22 protein-coding genes are annotated in these 17,327 nt (G+C 64.9%); 12 read left to right on the forward strand and 10 right to left on the reverse strand.

Going from position 1 to position 17,327, the window contains the following annotated elements; genetic code table 11:
- Nucleotides 1–4 precede the first annotated feature (4 nt).
- The 8 genes from PMI14_RS27025 to PMI14_RS27060 all read right to left on the reverse strand — a co-directional run bounded on the left by PMI14_RS27025 (nt 5) and on the right by PMI14_RS27060 (nt 7,480).
- The gene (locus PMI14_RS27025) at nt 5–1,726 is read right to left on the reverse strand and encodes a terminase large subunit (RefSeq protein ID WP_007859490.1); all 1,722 of its coding nucleotides are present in this window, start codon (nt 1,724–1,726) and stop codon (nt 5–7) included.
- Complete coding sequence (locus PMI14_RS33775) at nt 1,723–2,274, reverse strand: P27 family phage terminase small subunit (RefSeq protein WP_007859497.1); 552 nt, start codon at nt 2,272–2,274, stop codon at nt 1,723–1,725. Before PMI14_RS33775 ends, PMI14_RS27025 begins: the two co-directional genes overlap by 4 nt.
- A gap of 186 nt (nt 2,275–2,460) precedes the next feature.
- Nucleotides 2,461–2,769 (reverse strand): HNH endonuclease, encoded by a 309-nt coding sequence (locus PMI14_RS27035; RefSeq protein ID WP_238541912.1) that lies wholly within the window; start codon nt 2,767–2,769, stop codon nt 2,461–2,463.
- A gap of 222 nt (nt 2,770–2,991) precedes the next feature.
- Nucleotides 2,992–3,420 (reverse strand): hypothetical protein, encoded by a 429-nt coding sequence (locus PMI14_RS27040; RefSeq protein WP_007859499.1) that lies wholly within the window; start codon nt 3,418–3,420, stop codon nt 2,992–2,994.
- On the reverse strand, nt 3,404–3,703 hold the full coding sequence (locus PMI14_RS27045) for a hypothetical protein (protein ID WP_007859500.1): 300 nt from the start codon (nt 3,701–3,703) through the stop codon (nt 3,404–3,406). Before PMI14_RS27045 ends, PMI14_RS27040 begins: the two co-directional genes overlap by 17 nt.
- 428 nt (nt 3,704–4,131) lie before the next feature.
- A complete protein-coding gene (locus tag PMI14_RS33780; protein ID WP_007859501.1) occupies nt 4,132–6,705 on the reverse strand; it encodes a VapE domain-containing protein in 2,574 nt (857 codons plus the stop codon).
- 11 nt (nt 6,706–6,716) lie between these two features.
- Nucleotides 6,717–6,938 (reverse strand): hypothetical protein, encoded by a 222-nt coding sequence (locus PMI14_RS27055; RefSeq protein WP_108016555.1) that lies wholly within the window; start codon nt 6,936–6,938, stop codon nt 6,717–6,719.
- A gap of 68 nt (nt 6,939–7,006) precedes the next feature.
- A complete protein-coding gene (locus PMI14_RS27060) occupies nt 7,007–7,480 on the reverse strand; it encodes a phage regulatory CII family protein (RefSeq protein ID WP_007859503.1) in 474 nt (157 codons plus the stop codon).
- 277 nt (nt 7,481–7,757) lie between these two features.
- Between PMI14_RS27060 and PMI14_RS27065 the strand changes: the two genes are divergently transcribed.
- Nucleotides 7,758–8,264 (forward strand): hypothetical protein, encoded by a 507-nt coding sequence (locus PMI14_RS27065; protein WP_007859505.1) that lies wholly within the window; start codon nt 7,758–7,760, stop codon nt 8,262–8,264.
- A 29-nt stretch (nt 8,265–8,293) separates the two neighbouring features.
- Here PMI14_RS27065 and PMI14_RS27070 read toward each other — a convergent pair whose 3' ends face one another.
- Nucleotides 8,294–8,512, reverse strand: coding sequence for a hypothetical protein (locus PMI14_RS27070; protein WP_007859507.1), 219 nt, complete (start codon nt 8,510–8,512; stop codon nt 8,294–8,296).
- Between the two features lie 83 nt (nt 8,513–8,595).
- On the opposite strand from PMI14_RS27070, the gene PMI14_RS34435 reads away from it, so the two are divergent.
- The 11 genes from PMI14_RS34435 to PMI14_RS35115 all read left to right on the forward strand — a co-directional run bounded on the left by PMI14_RS34435 (nt 8,596) and on the right by PMI14_RS35115 (nt 16,291).
- On the forward strand, nt 8,596–9,309 hold the full coding sequence (locus tag PMI14_RS34435; RefSeq protein ID WP_035205968.1) for a S24 family peptidase: 714 nt from the start codon (nt 8,596–8,598) through the stop codon (nt 9,307–9,309).
- Between the two features lie 861 nt (nt 9,310–10,170).
- On the forward strand, nt 10,171–10,368 hold the full coding sequence (locus tag PMI14_RS27085) for a hypothetical protein (protein ID WP_007859509.1): 198 nt from the start codon (nt 10,171–10,173) through the stop codon (nt 10,366–10,368).
- A 2-nt stretch (nt 10,369–10,370) separates the two neighbouring features.
- A complete protein-coding gene (locus tag PMI14_RS35110; protein WP_146187914.1) occupies nt 10,371–10,874 on the forward strand; it encodes a hypothetical protein in 504 nt (167 codons plus the stop codon).
- A complete protein-coding gene (locus tag PMI14_RS27095) occupies nt 10,871–11,137 on the forward strand; it encodes a hypothetical protein (protein WP_007859511.1) in 267 nt (88 codons plus the stop codon). Before PMI14_RS35110 ends, PMI14_RS27095 begins: the two co-directional genes overlap by 4 nt.
- 13 nt (nt 11,138–11,150) lie before the next feature.
- Complete coding sequence (locus PMI14_RS27100; protein WP_007859512.1) at nt 11,151–11,585, forward strand: hypothetical protein; 435 nt, start codon at nt 11,151–11,153, stop codon at nt 11,583–11,585.
- Nucleotides 11,582–12,274, forward strand: a complete 693-nt coding sequence (locus PMI14_RS27105) for a hypothetical protein (RefSeq protein WP_007859513.1) — start codon at nt 11,582–11,584, stop codon at nt 12,272–12,274. Before PMI14_RS27100 ends, PMI14_RS27105 begins: the two co-directional genes overlap by 4 nt.
- The gene (locus PMI14_RS27110) at nt 12,271–12,489 is read left to right on the forward strand and encodes a hypothetical protein (RefSeq protein WP_007859515.1); all 219 of its coding nucleotides are present in this window, start codon (nt 12,271–12,273) and stop codon (nt 12,487–12,489) included. The genes PMI14_RS27105 and PMI14_RS27110 overlap by 4 nt, the downstream gene beginning before the upstream one ends.
- Nucleotides 12,486–13,079 carry a hypothetical protein gene (locus PMI14_RS27115; protein ID WP_007859517.1) on the forward strand — a complete coding sequence of 198 codons (594 nt, stop codon included), beginning with the start codon at nt 12,486–12,488 and terminating at the stop codon, nt 13,077–13,079. The genes PMI14_RS27110 and PMI14_RS27115 overlap by 4 nt, the downstream gene beginning before the upstream one ends.
- Nucleotides 13,080–13,092: 13 nt before the next feature.
- Entirely contained in the window at nt 13,093–15,471 is a 2,379-nt protein-coding gene (locus tag PMI14_RS27120; RefSeq protein ID WP_007859519.1) for a ParB/RepB/Spo0J family partition protein, read from the forward strand.
- Nucleotides 15,468–16,004 carry a hypothetical protein gene (locus tag PMI14_RS27125; RefSeq protein WP_007859521.1) on the forward strand — a complete coding sequence of 179 codons (537 nt, stop codon included), beginning with the start codon at nt 15,468–15,470 and terminating at the stop codon, nt 16,002–16,004. The genes PMI14_RS27120 and PMI14_RS27125 overlap by 4 nt, the downstream gene beginning before the upstream one ends.
- A gap of 5 nt (nt 16,005–16,009) precedes the next feature.
- Nucleotides 16,010–16,291 carry a hypothetical protein gene (locus tag PMI14_RS35115; RefSeq protein ID WP_007859523.1) on the forward strand — a complete coding sequence of 94 codons (282 nt, stop codon included), beginning with the start codon at nt 16,010–16,012 and terminating at the stop codon, nt 16,289–16,291.
- Between the two features lie 8 nt (nt 16,292–16,299).
- On the opposite strand, the gene PMI14_RS34445 is transcribed toward PMI14_RS35115, so the two are convergent.
- Entirely contained in the window at nt 16,300–17,286 is a 987-nt protein-coding gene (locus PMI14_RS34445; RefSeq protein ID WP_007859525.1) for a hypothetical protein, read from the reverse strand.
- Nucleotides 17,287–17,327: the final 41 nt, after the last annotated feature.

Raw genomic sequence — 17,327 nt, forward strand, 5'->3', positions numbered from 1 at the left:
GTCCTTACAGGTAACGGACGCCGCGCGATTCGTAGACCGAGGCGGCCTTGGCACCAGCAAGGGCGCGGTTCATCGCAACGATGGTTGCAATGGCCGCGTCAATCTTGTTGGCGGGCCGCGCCTTGCGCGGGAAGAGGTTTTCGTTGCGGTCTTCCTTGACCTCAACATTGCTGAGCTGCCACACGTAGCAAGGGTTGCCGTCGTGGTGGAAGCGCCCGGACTCCACCAGGGCCTGGATCTCTTTCATCGGCTCGCTGAGATGGCGCACCTGCTGGGGCACGTCAACCACCTCCAGGCCCTCCTCTGCCAGGTTGGCGCCGAGCTGGTGGCCGCCCCACGGGTCCTTGGCCACCTCCTTCGTGCCGATCTGCGCGCTGTCGTCCAGCACGTCTTCCTGGATTTGCTCCAGCGCGATCATGTTGCCGGGCGTGGCCGTGAGGTGGCCCCCATGCACCCAGCCCTGGTAGTGCTCGTTCTCGGGCTTCTTCAGCGCATCCTCTGGCACGTAATTGCGCGAGATGGCGTAGTAATGCCGCTCGTCGCCATCGCCGATCCAGCACAGCACCACCGAGCTGGCAATGTCCTGCTTGCTGGCCAGGTCCAGGCCGATGGCACTGCCGTCCCAAGGCATGCTTTGTAGCGTCAGCTCGGGGTCCGCGAGCTGCTGCAGTCGGTGCAGGTTGAGCCAGGGCGATGCCGCTGCGACCCACACGTTCAAGTGCTTGGTCTTGAAGATGTTCTGCTTGCGCGGGTTCTCCTGCGCGTCGCGCTGCTGGAGCTTCAGGAACTCAGGGTCAACCGAGATGCCGTAGTTGGGATTCGCCTTGCGCAGCGCCTCCTCGGTGGTCCAGTCGTCATCCGCGTCGATGGTGAAGATGATCCCGAAACGGGTGTCGTTCTCCACCACGCCTTCGAGGATCTTCTGCAGCTCGCCCTGGTGCTGGAAGCACGGGCCCGAGATGTCTGACCCGGCCGTGGTGATCACCAGCATGAGCGGCTGCGAGCGCGCGCCCATGCCGGTCTGCATGGTGTCGTACAGCTCAGCGGTCTTGTGCTCGTGGTACTCGTCCACGATGGCGCAGCTGGGTGACGCACCGTCACCAGGCTTGCCAATCACGGGCTCGAACTTGGAGTTGTTCTCCTGAATCGAGAGGTTAGAGGCGGCCGTGCGGACCTTGTACTTCTCGCAGTAGCGCAGCGTGGCACGGGCCATCAGCAGCGCAGGGCGGAACACTTCCAGCGCCTGGTCTTGCGAGGTGGCGCCCGAGTAGATCTCGGCGCCGAACTCCTCATCAGGGCCCAGCATGTACAGCCCGATGACGGCCGCAATGGTGGACTTCGCATTCTTGCGAGGCACGATCACGTCCGCCACGCGGAACCGGCGTTTGCCGGTGTCCTTGTGCACCCAGCCGAAGATGCTGGCCAGGATGAAAACCTGCCAGTCCTCCAGCTTGATCAGCTTGCCGCGTGCAGCCCAGTCGCCCTTGATGTGGGGCATCAGCTCGGCAAACTGGCAGATGCGCTCACCAGGCCGGTAGGGCTTGCCCGCCAGGCTGACCAGTTCGGGGTTCCACACGTAGGGGAACGTGCCTGCGGCCGCGCGCTCCAGGTCCTTCAGGTGGCGCTCGCACGCGAGGCGGTGCCACTTGCAGGAGATGATTTTTTTGTCAGCTACGTCCCTGGCGTACGCAGTGGCGATGTCGCCAAACCGCGAATCCAGGGTCACAGGCCGTCCCACTTATCCTTGCTGCCCTCCTCCGCGAACAATGCGCCTTGGCGGTTGTCGCTGGTGGTGACGCGCGAGCGCGCCGAGGGCGACAGGCCGAACAGGTCCAGGTAGCGCTTGACCTCCGATGCCGCATGCTTGCCCACCACCCAATGGTGGCTGTAGGTGAAATTGCCGTTGGCGGTCCTGACCATGAGGCCATCGCCGCCGTTGTACACATCACCCTTGGCCTCGGCCGCCTCGCGCGCGTCCTCGGCGAGTTTCATGGCCCGCGTCAGCGAGCGCTCGGCCCACACCATCTTCGCCCAGGCCTGGCAGTAGAGCACCAGCGCAGCGCGATCAAGTTTCGAGATCAGGCCATAGCGCTCCAGCTCGGTGGAGAGGCGCTTCCATTCCTTCTTCGCCTCGGGCCAGATCCACGAAGGGAAATCGGGGATCTCGACCTCGGGACGGAACTCGTCCAGGAACTCGGCCAGCGGCTTCTTGCTCGCGTTGCCGCGCAGCTGGTGCACGTTCGCGGGCAGCGGTTTAGGTCCACGTGCACCCATGGGAACATCTCCGATTGATTGAGTGCACACGTGTGCACGCCACCCGCGACAGGCCCGAGGGGGTACCCCCCCTCCCCAAAACTCCCGCGCGTAAAAATTTGACTAACAGACCGGTTTCCGGGGAGAGGCCCCAGACTTTTGATACCCCCCACCCCTCGGGCCGCCAGAAGGCCCGAGGGGTCGGCCTCACCAGCCCGCCCGCCTGCGGCCGCGCAGGGCCTCCTGCAGGCTCTTCTCCTCGTGGCAGGCATCGCACAACCCTTGCTCGTTCGTCGCGTCGTCGGGGCCGCCTTCGGCCAGCGGCACGATGTGGTCGCGTTGCGTGGCCTCGGTATCACGGCCCGCCTTCTGGCACTCGACGCACAGCGGATTGCGCTCAAACAGCGCCGCGCGCATACGCTGCAGCCTTCGCCCGGTGATGCGCTTGGTGGCATTGGCTGGCTTCTGCCAGGCGGGCTTGGGATGCTTGGCACAGCGGCCGGAGCCATCGCGCACCAATGCCCCGCACCCGGGATGGGTGCAGGGGCGTGGTGCAGCAGTAGGCATGGTGTTGGGTCGCCCGGGCACAGGACGGTCCAGCTCGTGAAGACTGTGTCTGGCGAGCCTGGCCGGGCGGAAAAACAAAAACCCCGCCAACACAACGCTGACGGGGTCTCGACCTATGTCGCTGCGGGGAGGCGCAACAACCACACGGTGCCTGAAATGTACAGAAAAGGTCTATGTAGTAAAACTCCCCCGTTTCGCTGTGATTGACGGCGCGGCCGCCTTGCGCTTGCTCTCCACCTCCACGGCCCGCGCCTCCAGCCAGGCGTTGATCGCATGGTCCGCCTGCACCAGCTGCGCCTTGATGGTGGACTCTGCCCGCTGCATCCGCTTCGCCGTCTCCCTCACACCCAGGTCGTTCAGGTACACGTGCAGGATCATCACGTGCAGGTGCGACCTGGTCAGCTTCAGCGCCATCACCGCCTTCTCGGTCTCCCATGCCTCCTCTTCAGACACAGGGATCGGCACATGGTTGTAGCTGCCACGCGACCACACCTCGCTCGCCAGCACCGACTTCGTCTTGAACCCCAGGCCCGCACCACGCGATGCCCAGATGGCCCAGCACTCCAGCCGATGCTTGATGTGCTCAAGCCGTTGCGCCATCGCTGCCTCCCATGCCCTCAGGCTCCCGCATGAACGCCGCAAACGACGCCCCCACCAGCACCGCCGTTCGCTGGTGCTCAGCCATCGGGTGCCAGTCCTCGAAGGGCGTGCCCCGCACATGCCCGGCCTCCATGGCATAGAACCATCCCGGCTCACCCCGCAGCGCCCGCTCGATGCAGTCGCGCACATGAGCCCTGCCCCACACCACACTCTTGCCGTCCACAAAGTCCGCCGTCTGCGGCATCGCATCCCTCATGCTGGCTGGCTTGGCCGTCGTCGTCATAGCTGAATCCTGATGTGCAGACGTCTGCACCGTTGATGGTTGAGAGAACTGCCGGCCACCCTGCTGGCTGCTGGTGGACGAGGGGTGGACGCCGCAAAGCCGCGCCAATCCTTGATCCGTCCACCGGACCACCCCGACCATAGGTATGGGTTGAAGCCGCGCCCGTGCGTGCGCGCAGACACGCGCCCCCCTGCGTCTGCGCACGCTTGCGTGTGGAGTTGGGGCCATCAGGGGTGGACGGGTGGACGGATGCCGAAACCCCTTGATAAATCAACCACTTGCGCCGTCCACCCCAGGATGGACGTGGGGTGGACGGCATGGACGGCGATGGCGACAGGACCGCCCAGGCGCGCAGACGCGTGCACCGGGCGGGGCGTGACCAGATCGCGGGGCGCCCATAGCGCACCTTGGCGGTGGTGGTGGATATCTCAGAAGGGGATCGGACCATCGTCGTCACCTTCATGCGAGAAAGGGCCAGGAGGCAGGCGCATAGCGCCTGGCGGGCCCTGGTCAATGGGTGATGGGGCAATACCCGGGGGATCGGCTTTGGCGGCCTCCATGGCCGCGGCTACCGCCTCTTGGTCCAGCTTGAGCCGCTTGAATCCGCGCCGACGTGCCCCGTTGGATTCACGATGCCGCTCAAAGCCCAGGCCCTTCATGGCCCGGCCCATGCGGCCATCCATGTTGCCGTTGGCATCGATGCGGTCAGCCTTGATGCCCATGGCCTCATACAGCTCAGTGGTGGCAAAGAACTCACGCGTGGCCCCTGCAGGCACGCCCATCTTCTTGGCCGTGGGCGCGTTCACATACTCGTGCAGCATGTCCTCCCAACTATCCGTATGCTTGAACTGCTCATGCTCCGGGAAGACCAGCGCCTTTTCCTCCTCCCGCGTGGGCCAATACTGCTCACCCCGATCCAGCCGAGCCATCGCTTCGGCCAGCAGCTGGGGCAGCATCTCCTTCAGCCGCTCCAGAAACACCTCGAACACCTCCAGAGGCCAGAAGCGCCGGTCACCCGTCGCATCCTTCAGGAAGGTCTCCGCATTCGTCGTGCCCACGTTCACAAAGTGCCGGGGCGCCTTCACCATCTGCGCCCCATAGGGCGGCCGGTACAGGTCGTCCTGCACACTGAGGTACTGCTTGATGGAAGTGCTCTCCGCCTTGTTCAGTGACTCGAGCTCAGCCGATTCAACGATCCAGGCCAGCTGCTGCGCCATCAGCGAATCCTTCTCACCCACCTTCGTGCCGTTGTCGGTGAAGAACGGGCCCGCGATCGCGCGGAACAGGGTGGACTTCGCCAGCCCCTGCTCCCCCTTGATGATCAGCATGTAGTCGAACTTGCAGCCCGGCCGAATGGCCCGGTTCACCAGGCCCATGAAGAAGCACCGCCCAATCAGGCGCGTGTACTTCAGAAACCGCTCCGCCTCAGCCGGGTCCTTGCGCTCACCCAGCCGGTACACCGTAGACAGCCATGTCTCCAGCCTGGGCACGTCGTCCCAGGCCTCGGCCTCGATCAGGTCTACCACCGGGTTGAACCGGCTCGACCTGGCCGCCATCAGAACCCCATCGCGCAGGGTGCCCTTGGCCTTCACGCCCAACCGATGCTCCCGCAGCAGGTACTCGCCCAGCATCAAATCGTCTTCATCGTTCCACTCGCCGGGCGGGTGCCCCCAGGGTGTGGTCCGGCTGCGCTCGATCAGGCGGGTGAAGTCATTGAACTTGGCCATCCCCTTCAGCGTGGGGTCCAGCTGCAGGGCATACATCACGTTCTCGCGGCAGTCCATGGGCCGCCCGCGGTGCATCACCAGCCGGTTGTACAGCTCGACCAGGCCGCCATCGGCATCGTCGTCACCACCGTCGCTGTCGTCCCCGCCGCGCCGGCGCTTCTTGGGCGGCTTGCCATCACCACCGCCCCCAGCTTCCGCCGCAGCGGCATCGCCGGCAGGCGCAGGCGCATCTGCCGCCTCCTGCCCCCCAGCGGCAGCACCCTTGTTCGCATTTTTTTTCTTGGGCGGGTCCAGCGTGATGCCCATGGCCTGGGCCAGCCACCGCAGCGCCTCGCCCGGCTTGCCCACGCCCGGGCCCCACTCCATCACCACGTCCACGGGCGTGCGCTTGCCCTGGCGTGCGTCGCCCATGTCGGCCACGCCCCAATCCACGATGCCCTCGGGCTTGATGGAAAGGTCCTCCTGCAGGTCACGCCCCAGCGCCTTGGGCGTCAGGCGATAGCCCTGCCCACTCTTCACCTCGCGCCCGCCGAACAGCGCAGGCACCCACACGTGCAGCGCACGCATCGCCTCACCGTTCACGTACGCAAAATCATCCCGCCCGTCTCGCTCGCCGACAGCAGTGCTGCGCTGGGCCGCGGGGGCCGGTGCGGGGGGGTTGTACTTCTTCTTCGCCTCCTCGATGGTCACGTGCATCCGCCGCACCGCTGCATCGTCGGCCTGCACCACATCCAAGGGCGTGCCCTCCATGTGGTGCCCCGTCACCGTGAAGTATTGCTTCTCGCAAAACATCTCCACGCCGATATCGTTGCTCTTGGCCGTCTGCGTCTTGCCCAGCAGGTAGATGTGCAGGCCCCGGCCCGAGGGCGAGAACTCGGTGAACGAGTGGAACGCCTGCACGATCTTGGCCGCCCGCTCGCTGAGCACCCCTGTCTCCAGGTCCCGGCACTTGTCCAGGTCAATGCCGATCAGCCCGTCATCGGGCAAAAAGCCAAAGCCCACCCCCGTCCAGGCGCTGGCCGTGCCCGCCGCCTTCTCGAAGGCCCGGCGCGCCAAGGGCAGCGTGGCCAGGCGGCTGCGGTCCCGGTCGCTCCCCTGGTCCCCCGTGCGCCGCCCGCCCGCCACGTAATACGGCACCTTCAGCCAGGCGCTGCGCTTCACATCCCATTCGTACTTCCACAGTACCCACTGCTGGCGGTCCGCCAGGGCTGCGGGAATGGTCTTCCACACCGGCGCCAGTGCGGCCGGTGGTGTTGGTTGATCGCTGGATTGCATCGCTGCTGGGCCTATCCCTTCCACGCCAGCAGCGCATGTCCCAGGGCAGCAGCACCAGGGGCTGCAGGCGGCACCATAGCCGCTGGCACATACTCCAGCACCTTGCGGTTGCGGTAGTCCACCTCACGCTCCTGCAGCGGCGCAATCTGCCCCGCCCGGCGCATGGCCGCCACCGTATTGCGCGCGGCCTGCTGCCCCACGCACGCCCCGTGCGCCATCTCCCGCAGGGTCACCCCCCGCGTGGGCGTAGCCAACCGCTGGCAGGCCGAAAACAAGGCCTGCCGCACCTCCCCGGCCGGCCTCAAGCTACACCGCCCGCTTCGCTCGCTGGCTTGCCCTGCGCATTGCGCGCCCGGGCCGCGGCCAGCAGGTTCGTCACCCCGCTCACCAGGTGGCCGCACTCCTTCGCAATGCGGTCGTACTCGTTATCGCTGATGGTGCCGTCCGCCAGGCTGCTGGTCATCTCGCGCACCAGCTCGCCACTCTCGCGCAGCACCTCGCCCAAGGTCTTCAGGCAGTCATCGCTCTCACCGGCCAGCACCTCGGGCATCGGCAGCACCATGCGTCCGCACTGAGCCGCATAGGCCTCGAGGATGCGATAGTCCTTCGTGAAGACGGTCAGCTTCACAGCCGTCTTCAGGCCCAGCTTCGCCGTGCCAATTTCAGCCACCTCATGGTTGAGCGTGGTGGGGTTCTTCTCCACACGCGGGCCCAGACTCTCCGCACCGCCCGGGTAGTCGTGCACCACGTTGTACGCAGCGTCAATCACGTTCATCTCACAACCCCTCGTTTTACTGTTACAGACACAACCGGGTCACCCCGCCACACTGCGGCCGTGACCAAAACACAAAGAAAAAACCGCTCAGCCCACCCGCCACGCAACAGCGCCGCGCCTGCCCGCGCGGGCAGTGCCTTGACTCAACGGGGGCAACTTGTAAAACCCGACCACGTGGCAGACTCGCTGCGGGCTGAGCGGCAAAGAATGAGTGGCGTCCGCCCACTTCCGGCCTACGATGGGAGCTCTCACGCAACCATCACCAGAAGGGTCGGACATGGAAAACATCACGGCTTCAGTCGCACTGGCAACGCAAACACTTCTGACGAAGCTCATCGTCGAGATGAGAAAAAGCGGCGCGCTGACGGACAGCCAAATCGACTCTGCGATCACTGCGGGTCGCAAGGTATTGGAATCAGACGGCGACGAGATCGGCATTCGCGCAGGGCTGTATCTAGAAAGCCTGCACGAGGACCTGCAACCCGATGCAGTCGAAGCGCAGGAGGCAGCAAAGCCAGTGGACCAAGTCGGGCGCGCTCTAACAAGCTTGTCCAGTTGGGCGGAAAGGCTCGAAGGGCAGGCGTATGCAGATCGCGTCATACAGGACGCCCTAGTTGTGACAGTGCTTCAAAGCGCCCCCCAATTGAGAGAGGCGCTGATCCGCAATTTGCAGATTCGCTACGATCACATGCCCTCCGGCATGCGAGGCGACCCGCTGAAATGGTTCCAGCGTCGAATGGAGGAGATGCGGAAAGTGATCGACTCGCAGGCGCCAAAGCCATAGCCGTCGTCGCGCCCGGCACTGGCCGGGCCTTACGCATGGGCCACCCCCTGCGCTTGCTGCGCGCGGCCATCAGTAGAGGACTCAGGCAAATTCAAGAACAGCGAGGGGTGCTTGACCTTTACGGCAGGCGGGATTCCCCGCTTCTTCCAGTTCTGCACGCGCTGCGCCGCCCCCTCATCGGGAAAGCCCAAAAGTTTGGCCAGCTTGGTGGGCCCGCCGTGAAGTGCGATGAGTTCTGCATCAGTCATCCCGTCAATTAAACATGATGTTTAGTAAACAGTCAAACACGACGTGTAGCAACAACTTGTTTAGTTCGCAAAGAATCCTTTGCATGAATGACCGAGCCAGACACGACAGCCTGCAACGACTGCTGACCGCCGCCGAAAAAACTGGGATCAAGGGACCCTCTGCCCTTGCAAAGGCTTTGAACGAGTCGGACCAGACAATCACGAACTGGGGACGCCGAGGCGTGTCGAAGTCCGGAGCAATGAACGCGGAAAGGCTTCTGGGCGTTTCGTCCAACTGGGTCATCAGCGGGGAAGGCGCTGCCGTCATCGGCGAACCATCTCCACGCTTGCCAACGCCCCCACCCGGCCCTATTCCTGCGCCTGGTGAACAGGTTGTGCATGTGCCCCTGCTGGCCAATGCAGGGGTCATGGGTGATGGCGCCGACGTGCTTCACGACGATGTCGTGATCGGCTACATCTCACTTTCTCGGGAGTGGGTCACTCGACGACTCAAGATCACCCGCCACGAAGACCTTCGCTTCATCCATGGGTATGGCGATAGCATGTCGGACACCTTCGAGGACGGCGACATCCTCCTTGTGAACTCAGGTGCTCGCGACCCATCGCAGGCAGATGGGGTCTACGTGCTCGAGGCGGGCCATCGGGTGTTTATCAAGCGCGTGACAGAGCGCTTTGACGGCAGTTTCGAAGTGAGCAGTGACAACCCCAAGGTGAAGATGGTCGACATCCTGGATGGGAATAGCCAGATCGAAGTACGCGGCAGGGTCGTATGGGTGTGGAAAGGCAAAAAGCTGTGAGACTTGGCGCGGCCTGGCTCGCAGCCGCGCTGCTACTCACCACCGGTGCTGAAGCTCGAATTCCAAGAGACCGCAGCCAGGTTCGTGCATTTCGCGCCGAACACCCTTGCCCTACCACCGGCGCCATTCGCGGTGCATGTCCCGGGCACCAAGTTGATCACATCGTCCCGCTATGCGCTGGCGGGCGTGACCATCCAGAAAACATGCAGTGGATTGCCGAAGGCGACCACCGCTGGAAAACCTTTGTCGACGTCCGAGAATGCCGAAAGCAAAGGCGCTCGCGCGCTCACGAGTCTCCCACCCCTTAGCCGTGGTTCCACCACGCCCCCACGCGGGCCCCAACGTAAAGGAGCCCGCCGACTACGAGCAGCCCGACTGTTCGGCCCTGCCCTCCTCCAATGCCAGCCACGCATGAGACCGGCGCCAGCAGGATGAGGACCACACCCATGGCCTGAACTGCCTTGTAGCGCTTCGCGGTCTGCTGAGTCGTCACAACATCGTCAGCGATATGCATGGGTCCTGCTGCGCCCTGCGGATGGCCGGAAGGTGCGTTGTCTGCCGCCCCCTGCCTCAGCCCTTCCCCGCCAGCTCGAGCACGGATGTAAGCAGCCTTGGCACGCGCCTCATCGCCATTTGAGTCGGCATAACAACGGGCCCACAGCCCCTTATCCCGGAGTTCTGGCGACTCAGCTTCTTCCAAAGCGATCGCCCAAACATCGCGGTTGTCCATGTTGCCTCCGAGTTGAAAACAGGTTGATCACCAAATGTAAATCACAGCCCACTAAACAGAGTGTTTGACGATTTACTAAACATCATGTTTAATTCGCTCCGCTGCGCCACTTCTGGTGCACAGGAGTACACATGCATATCACCCCCGCGCGCAGCTACCGCGCCACCCTGGTGCCCGCAGGCACCGCCTCCGACGAGGTAGACACCCTCGACGCCCTGGGCCAACTGCCCACCATCCAGCTCAAGAGCAGCAGCTGCGAAGCAGCCGAGCAGCTGGCACACCACACCTCCGGCCTGGCCGTGCTCTGCGTCGAGCGCGTGGAGGTCTGAACATGGGCGCGGCATTCGCCCGTGCAGACGTCTGCACATCACCACCGCCTGGTATAGGCCAGGCAAGCCTCCAGCGCGGCTTTGATCTGCGCTGTGTCACGGTACAGGGGCTGACCCCAGGAATCCTGGTGCAATGCGTCCTCGCGGGCCTTCTGCTGGCGCTGCCATGCGGCCCCAAAGCCTTTGCGGCGCCACCAGTGCATGCGTTGCACCAGCTGATCGATCTCAGCCCGCCCAGGCCCGCCGCCCATCACGTTTGGAGCGGAGCATTCCTTCAACAGCCAAGCACGGACTGGGTCAGCCGCATCGTTGAACTCCTTTCGCCTGTCCCGCCAAAGTGCCGTGCGGTGGCCGACAAGCAGCCCTCCCAAAAATGTGAGGAGCGAAAGAAGGGGACTCTGGAGCAGCTCAAGCATGACCATCCTCTGTTGTTCAACCTGGCGCTTGCATGCGCCGCGTTCGTGCTGGGTTTTTACCTCACCGGCGGATTCGGAGGTGAGAAATGATCGCCCGCCTGCGCACCTACAACGCCCTGCGCGTCACTACCGGCCCGTGCAGCGCCTATCGCATGGCCGCCCTGCACGAACGCGCCACCACGCGCCAGCCAGCGGCACCCGCGCCCATCACCATGGACGGCCCGCACCCCAGCCGCAGCACCCTGCGCCTGCAGGCGTGGCTGCGCTTCGCGCGCTGGGTGGCCATCGCCCTGGCCGCCACGTGGTGCCTGTCTGCCGCTGCGGGCGTCGTGTACGCCCTGGCGTACTACTGAGCCGAGGCACGCTGTGCACACGTCTGCACAAAAGAGCCCGCTGCCGCCCGGCTTCAGCCTGTTCGGTGACGACGAGGACGAGGGCCACATCACCAGCGCCGCACCTGCTGGTGTGCCGGCTGCTGCCGCCCTCGACCCCGCGCACTGGCTGGTCTGCACCGGCACCCTCACCCGCAACGCCGAGGTGCGGGTGAAACCAGTGGGCAGCGAGGGCGATGCCGCCCCAGTCGTGTGCATAGACCTCGACCAGGTCACCCCCACCGCCCAGGCCGTGCACGTGGAGCAGGTGTTCACCAACGCCACCCGCGCCAAGGCCGAGGCCTTCGCCTCCCACCTCAAGAAGGGCATGCGCATCACCGTGCACTGCCCCCGCCCCGCCGTGCGCATGTCGTTCAACGACGCGCAGCACATCGAGGTGCAACCACCCCATTTGATCGATCACCAATGAGCACCCATAACACCATCGTCATCGGCCTCACCGGCCCTCTCAACTGCGGCAAGGACACCGTGGGCCAGCTGCTCGCCCAGCACTGCGGCGCGCACGTCATGGCCTTCGCCGACCCCCTGCGCGAAGAGATCGCCGAGGCCTACTGCATCGAGCAGGTGTTCCTCACCCGCCGCGATACCAAAGAGCGTCCCATGGCCGCCCTGGCCTTCGCCCGGTGCCTTGATCGCGCCTTCGTCGACCGCATGGTGGTCGAGTTCCACAACGGCGCCGATGGCACGCTGCGCGACTTCCTCGAAGCACCCCGCAGCCCCCGCCAGATCATGCGCTGGTGGGGCACCGAGTACCGCCGCGCCAACTCGGCAGGCTACTGGGTCCACCGTGCCGCACAGCGCGTGTCCTGGCTGCACAAGGGCCGCCATGCGCGCCTGGTCGTCATCACCGACGTGCGGTTTGCCGATGAGGCCGAATTGGTCCACGGCATCGGCGGCCAGGTCTGGCAGATCACCCGCCCGGGCTGCGCGGCACAGACCGGCCAGCACCAGTCCGAAGTCACCGGCGAGGCATTTTCGCCCACCGCTGTGATTGACAACGCCGGCGACATCCGCCACCTGCAGCAGCAGGTGCTCAGCGCCTGGGCCGCGCGTGAATGGCAGATCCCCGGCGTGCGTGTGGAGGTGCCCGCGCAATGACCCCCTACATCGCCCAAACAGCCCGCGCCAAGCCCGTGGGCACCCCCATGGTGGGCCGCTACCACTGCCCCGAGCTGCAGGCCCAGCCAGGCCGGGCGCAGGGCACGCAGGCCGCTGCCCTGCCCAGCCGCCGAGGCAACCGCCTGTACCACCCCTGCGGCCGCGTCACCGACCTCGCAGGCCTTCCCATCACCACCACGGAGCCCACGCCATGACCGTCATGCACCTCGACCCCGAAAGCCTGGCCGGCCGGGTGATCGCGCACCTCAAAGAGGGCGAAGGCCACCCCATGCGCACGGACCTGATTGCGCGCGCGTTTGACGTTTCGCCCCGCGTGGTGCACACCCAGTTGGCCGACGTGGTCGCCCACATGGTCCTCAAGCGCGAGAAGGACCACGAGGACGAATACACCTACCGCCGCGGCCCGCAGTTCAAGATGGCCATGCTCGACGGCAAGCCCGAGCCAGTGATCGCAGCGCGCCATCTGCAGGCCCCAGCAGCAGCAGCGCCTGCCCCCGCCGAGCCCACGCGGCCAATCAGCCTCGAGCGCCTGACCCCCGACATGTTCGGCGTGCGCAAGGGCGTGCCCATGCCCGGCCCTCGCGTGGCCCACGGGCTCGACTGGACACCCCTGCTCGAGCGCTTGACCGACGTGGGCGACAGCACCGACCCCATGCCCGCATCCGTGCGCCAGACCCTGCGCCGAAACATCAAGATCCTCGAAGGTCGCAAGGGCAAGGACGGCCCCCGCTTCGAGGTCCGCTCGATCAACAAAGACAACGTCGCCGTCTGGCGTGTCGCCTGAAGAGACCAGCACCATGACCGACGCAAAAGACACCGCCACCATCGACCTGCCCCCGGCCGGCGCCGGCCCGCAGATGCGCATGGTGGCCGTGGCCAGCATCGTGGCCAGCACCACCAACCCGCGCAAGACCTTCAACCAGGACAAGCTGCAGGAGCTGGCCAACAGCATCCGCGAGAGCGGCGTGCACCAGCCCATCCTGCTGCGCCCTCTGCCCGCCAGCCGCGTGGAGGAGACCACCCGCGCCGCCAAGTTCGAGGTCAGCCCCCAGGCGGCCTGGCCCTTCCCACCCAAGGGCGCGGGCAAGCGCTCCGCCCCCATCGAATACGAGCTCGTGGCCGGCGAGCGCCGCTGGCGCGCCTGCCAGCTGGCGGCCGTGGTCGAAGTGCCCGCCATGATCCGCCACCTCACCGACGCCCAGGTGCTCGAGATCCAGATCATCGAGAACCTGCAGCGCGAAGACGTCACCGAGCTCGAGGAGGCCGAGGGCTACGGCTACCTCATGGAGGCCAACAAGCTCAACGCCGACCAGGTGGCCGAGAAGATCGGCAAGAGCCGCAGCTACGTCTACGCCCGCCTCAAGCTGCTGGACCTGTGCCAGGAGGCCCGCGAGGCCCTGCGCGCCGGCGACCTCGACGCCAGCCGCGGCCTGCTGCTGGCCCGCATCCCCGACGGCGCCCTGCAGCTCAAGGCCCTCAAGGAAGCCACCCGCAAAGACGGCCAGGGCGAGCAGCCCAGCTACCGTACCCTGCAGACCTGGCTGCGGCAGAACGTCATGCTCGCCCTCGAGCGCGCCGTGTTCGCCATCGCCGATGCCAACCTGGTCAAGGCCGCCGGCAGCTGCAAGGAATGCCCCAAGCGCACCGGCGCCAACCCCGACTTGTTCGCCGAGATCCCCAAGGGCAGCGCCACCGACCTGTGCACCGATCCCGCGTGCTACCACGGCAAGGAAGACGCCCACCGCACCCAGCTGCGCAAGAAGGCCGAGGCCAAGGGCATGGCCATCATCGAGGGCAAGGAAGCCGGCGAGATCACCAGTCCCTACGGCACATACCTGAAAGGTTACAGCCGCCTCGACGGCCATCGTCACGACACGGCCGATGGCGAGGCCAAGCCCCTGCGCGCCCTACTGGGCAAGGGCGCGCCCCAGGCCGTGCTGATCGAGAACCCGCACACGAAGGAACTGATCGAAGCCGTGCCAACGGCCGAGGCAGAGGCCTGGCTGGTCACGCAGGGCGTGCTCAAGGAAGCCAGGCATGTGGTGAACGCGGAGGCCGACATCGAACGCCTGCAGAAGGATCTCCCCGACCGCCTGAGAACTGTCGGCGACAAGGCGGTGCGCAGTGCGGTGGACGAGCGCCTGATCACCTTCGACGGCGCCCAGCAGTTGCTGATGAACCCCGACTTCCTGCGCGCCTGGTTGCTTGCCGAGCACGACGGCGGCGGCGAGCCCATCGGCCCTTGCTTGAGCATCCCCGAGCAAGGCGACGACGAAGCCCACGAGGCATGGGAAGAGCGCGTGCGCCTGCACCTGCAGCGCCTGGACGGCCCGGACCTGTTCCGCACCGTGGTGCGCCGCATGTTCGAGACTCCGTGCTGGCTCAACGATGCCGCCCTGCACCTGGCCGCAGCCCGCGGCATGGGCCTCGACACCGTGCCCGCAGAGCGCGAAGCACAAGAGGCCGAGCGCAAGGCGGTCAACGCAAAGATCAAGGACCTGAAGGCCAAGATTAAGGCGACAGAAAAGCCCGTCGCCTCCGAGAAACCGGCGAAAAAACTGCAAAAAGCAGCTACCGCGACCAAACTGGCTGCGCCCGCAGGGGAGGGAGCGGGAGGGGAGGCAGAGGCGCAGGCCGACATGGCAACCCCCTCGCTCAAACCGGCTGCGCGCGCGGGCGGCAAAGGCAAGAAGGGCACCACGGCCGAAGCGCCCAAGACCTCGAAAGAGCATGCTTCGCAAGAGATCGCGGCCGGCCTGCAGGCGCTCGAGCAGGAGTCAGCACCAGGCGGCGCTGCCGCGCCGCAGGGCGACGAAGCGCCGGCACTCGCCGGCGCGGCCGATGCCGGTGAGCATGCCCCTGCCGAGGCCCATGCACAGGCGCCTGCGGCGCAGGGCGTTGATCGTCGGCCTGGCGCTCCCGCGCAGGCCGCCGAGGCCGTAGGCGATTCCAGCGCTGCCGCCAGCCAGGCGGGGGGCGTGCTGGCCATCGGGGTCACGGTCAAGGTCAACGCCACCGCGCGCGGCCCCAAGCAGGCGCCCCACGTGGGCAAGACTGGCACCATCCAACGCAAGATGGGCGCCACCGCCTGGGATGTGGCCATCCCCCGCGCCAAGCGCGGCGTGCCGCAGTTCGTGTCGTTCGACAGCACAGAGCTGGACGTGGTGGAAGCATGAGCGGCCGCGCCAAACCCCGCCAGCAGCGCAGACGCCTGCACAGCCCCCTGCTGGCCGCGGCCGCCGGCGCCATGCTGCTGCAGCGCCACCAGGTCGACCAGCTCATGGGCCCGGTGCGCGCCGGCTTCACAGCCATGCGCCAGGCCGTGGCCACAGAGCTGCAATGGGCGCACGTGGTGAGCGCGATGAACATCGCCGACGCCGTGGCCACCCGTGGCCCCGTCAAGGGCACGCACGGCCACATCCTGGCCGCCCAGCACGCCCTCGACGGCTACCTGCGCCGAGCCATGACCGCCGGCAGCTGGGACCCCACCACCCTGGTCCACCTGGCCGAGATCGACGCCATCGAGACCGGCATCGAGATCTACCACCACCAGCTGCAGCACATCAGCCGCAGCGAGTTCCGCCGCGCCGAAGACTACGCCGCCGCCGAGGTGCGCAGCGCCGGCGGCGTGGCCCTCACCGCTGCGGCCGCAGCGCCCACCACCAACCCCCACCCGGCCAGCGCGCAGCTGACGTTTGCAGGAGTATGAACACCGTGAGCGCCCTTTCCATTCAGCCCGATCAACAGGGCACGCAACAAGCCCCCCAAGCCATGTTGCAGACCATCCCCCGTCCAATCCTCGGCCGCGGCGACACGGCGCTGAACACTGCCGACATCGCGCAATTACTGGGGTGCACACGAGCGCACGCCACTAACCGCGTGACAAAGTTGCCCGATTTCCCTGCGCCCGTTATCGACCTGTCGGAGCGCATGCGATGGTGGAGCCTGGCCGCAATTCAATCTTGGCTTGCCAAAAGACGGAAATGCTCGAAGTAATCAAGTCTTTAAATTGTTCTGGACATTGGCGCTAATAGCGTTGATGTCTGCGCCTGCTCACCAGAGACTATTTCCAGTTTCACATTCTTCTTGTCAGTAGCCAATAGCTCCGGCTGGCCAAAAACTTTTAGAGCCTCAACAACATCAATGGTCGGATACTCGCGTCGCTCTTCCAGCATTCTGCATATCTCCCTATCCACAGGACGCGGAAGCAATGCCTCTTTTGGTAGTTTCGCGTCGGCGGCCAGGAAAGCCTGAACAATTCGCCAAGCTTCATAAAACACTTGCATAAAATCCCCATCATGATGGAGGGGGCAAATAACCATATTTTTCGCTTCATCAATACGGACGGCATCACTTCTGCCTTGTCTCGTAGGTACGATGCCGACCCGCAAGCCAGCTGCACCTTCCAACTGCGAAGGGTTAATTTTGATAGAGGTTCCAACCCATTGCTGCGTTGTGACTGAACCAACAAACAGATCCGCCTTCCACAAACCTCGGATGGAGTATGGCAAACCGAGCCGCGTTGTTGGCTTTCTAAATGCTGCCGCCAATAAATTTAACCGTCTGCGGAGTTTTGGCGGCTGACCTGCCTGCCCCGTGAGGGCCCGTGATTCTTCCGTCAATACGTCGTGGGCAGTGTTAATCAACTGAACTGCTCCAGACTTCTCCATCCCAAAAAGAATGGATTTAAGTCCAGTATTCTTAATTCGACAAAGCTTAATTGCGCTTTCAATACGGTTCAGCACCTGCGCATCCCCGTTATTCATTGCCTCGTGAACTGCATACTCAAAACATATCCCTACGTCGCCGTCTCCCGGACGATACAAGCGAGGAAGCATTTTGAGTTTCACGTTAGCATGCCCCCCCACTTCAGCGACAACATCCTGCTTTAAGGCAGACAACACTCCCATCAGGATTGGCGCAACCACTGCGGTAATTGCCAACACCTCGTCGCCAACCGGGTTCAGCTGTCTCTCTCTTAGAACTTGCATAGCTCCCTCTCCGTGAAAGTTGTCATGGCATTGTGCATGAG

This window comes from Acidovorax sp. CF316 (assembly GCF_000276605.1).
Taxonomy (GTDB): Bacteria; Pseudomonadota; Gammaproteobacteria; order Burkholderiales; family Burkholderiaceae_C; genus Acidovorax.

What these genes read in the sequence shown, in the direction of transcription:
- PMI14_RS27060 (WP_007859503.1), bottom strand. Translation starts at nt 7,480, where the DNA reads ATGAACGTGATTGACGCTGCGTACAACGTGGTGCACGACTACCCGGGC.
- PMI14_RS33775 (WP_007859497.1), bottom strand. Translation starts at nt 2,274, where the DNA reads ATGGGTGCACGTGGACCTAAACCGCTGCCCGCGAACGTGCACCAGCTG.
- PMI14_RS35110 (WP_146187914.1), top strand. Translation starts at nt 10,371, where the DNA reads ATGGGCGCGGCATTCGCCCGTGCAGACGTCTGCACATCACCACCGCCT.
- PMI14_RS27065 (WP_007859505.1), top strand. Translation starts at nt 7,758, where the DNA reads ATGGAAAACATCACGGCTTCAGTCGCACTGGCAACGCAAACACTTCTG.
- PMI14_RS27085 (WP_007859509.1), top strand. Translation starts at nt 10,171, where the DNA reads ATGCATATCACCCCCGCGCGCAGCTACCGCGCCACCCTGGTGCCCGCA.
- PMI14_RS27045 (WP_007859500.1), bottom strand. Translation starts at nt 3,703, where the DNA reads ATGACGACGACGGCCAAGCCAGCCAGCATGAGGGATGCGATGCCGCAG.
- PMI14_RS27115 (WP_007859517.1), top strand. Translation starts at nt 12,486, where the DNA reads ATGACCGTCATGCACCTCGACCCCGAAAGCCTGGCCGGCCGGGTGATC.
- PMI14_RS27120 (WP_007859519.1), top strand. Translation starts at nt 13,093, where the DNA reads ATGACCGACGCAAAAGACACCGCCACCATCGACCTGCCCCCGGCCGGC.
- PMI14_RS27110 (WP_007859515.1), top strand. Translation starts at nt 12,271, where the DNA reads ATGACCCCCTACATCGCCCAAACAGCCCGCGCCAAGCCCGTGGGCACC.
- PMI14_RS27105 (WP_007859513.1), top strand. Translation starts at nt 11,582, where the DNA reads ATGAGCACCCATAACACCATCGTCATCGGCCTCACCGGCCCTCTCAAC.
- PMI14_RS34435 (WP_035205968.1), top strand. Translation starts at nt 8,596, where the DNA reads ATGAATGACCGAGCCAGACACGACAGCCTGCAACGACTGCTGACCGCC.
- PMI14_RS33780 (WP_007859501.1), bottom strand. Translation starts at nt 6,705, where the DNA reads ATGCAATCCAGCGATCAACCAACACCACCGGCCGCACTGGCGCCGGTG.
- PMI14_RS27040 (WP_007859499.1), bottom strand. Translation starts at nt 3,420, where the DNA reads ATGGCGCAACGGCTTGAGCACATCAAGCATCGGCTGGAGTGCTGGGCC.
- PMI14_RS34445 (WP_007859525.1), bottom strand. Translation starts at nt 17,286, where the DNA reads ATGCAAGTTCTAAGAGAGAGACAGCTGAACCCGGTTGGCGACGAGGTG.
- PMI14_RS27070 (WP_007859507.1), bottom strand. Translation starts at nt 8,512, where the DNA reads ATGACTGATGCAGAACTCATCGCACTTCACGGCGGGCCCACCAAGCTG.
- PMI14_RS27125 (WP_007859521.1), top strand. Translation starts at nt 15,468, where the DNA reads ATGAGCGGCCGCGCCAAACCCCGCCAGCAGCGCAGACGCCTGCACAGC.
- PMI14_RS27095 (WP_007859511.1), top strand. Translation starts at nt 10,871, where the DNA reads ATGATCGCCCGCCTGCGCACCTACAACGCCCTGCGCGTCACTACCGGC.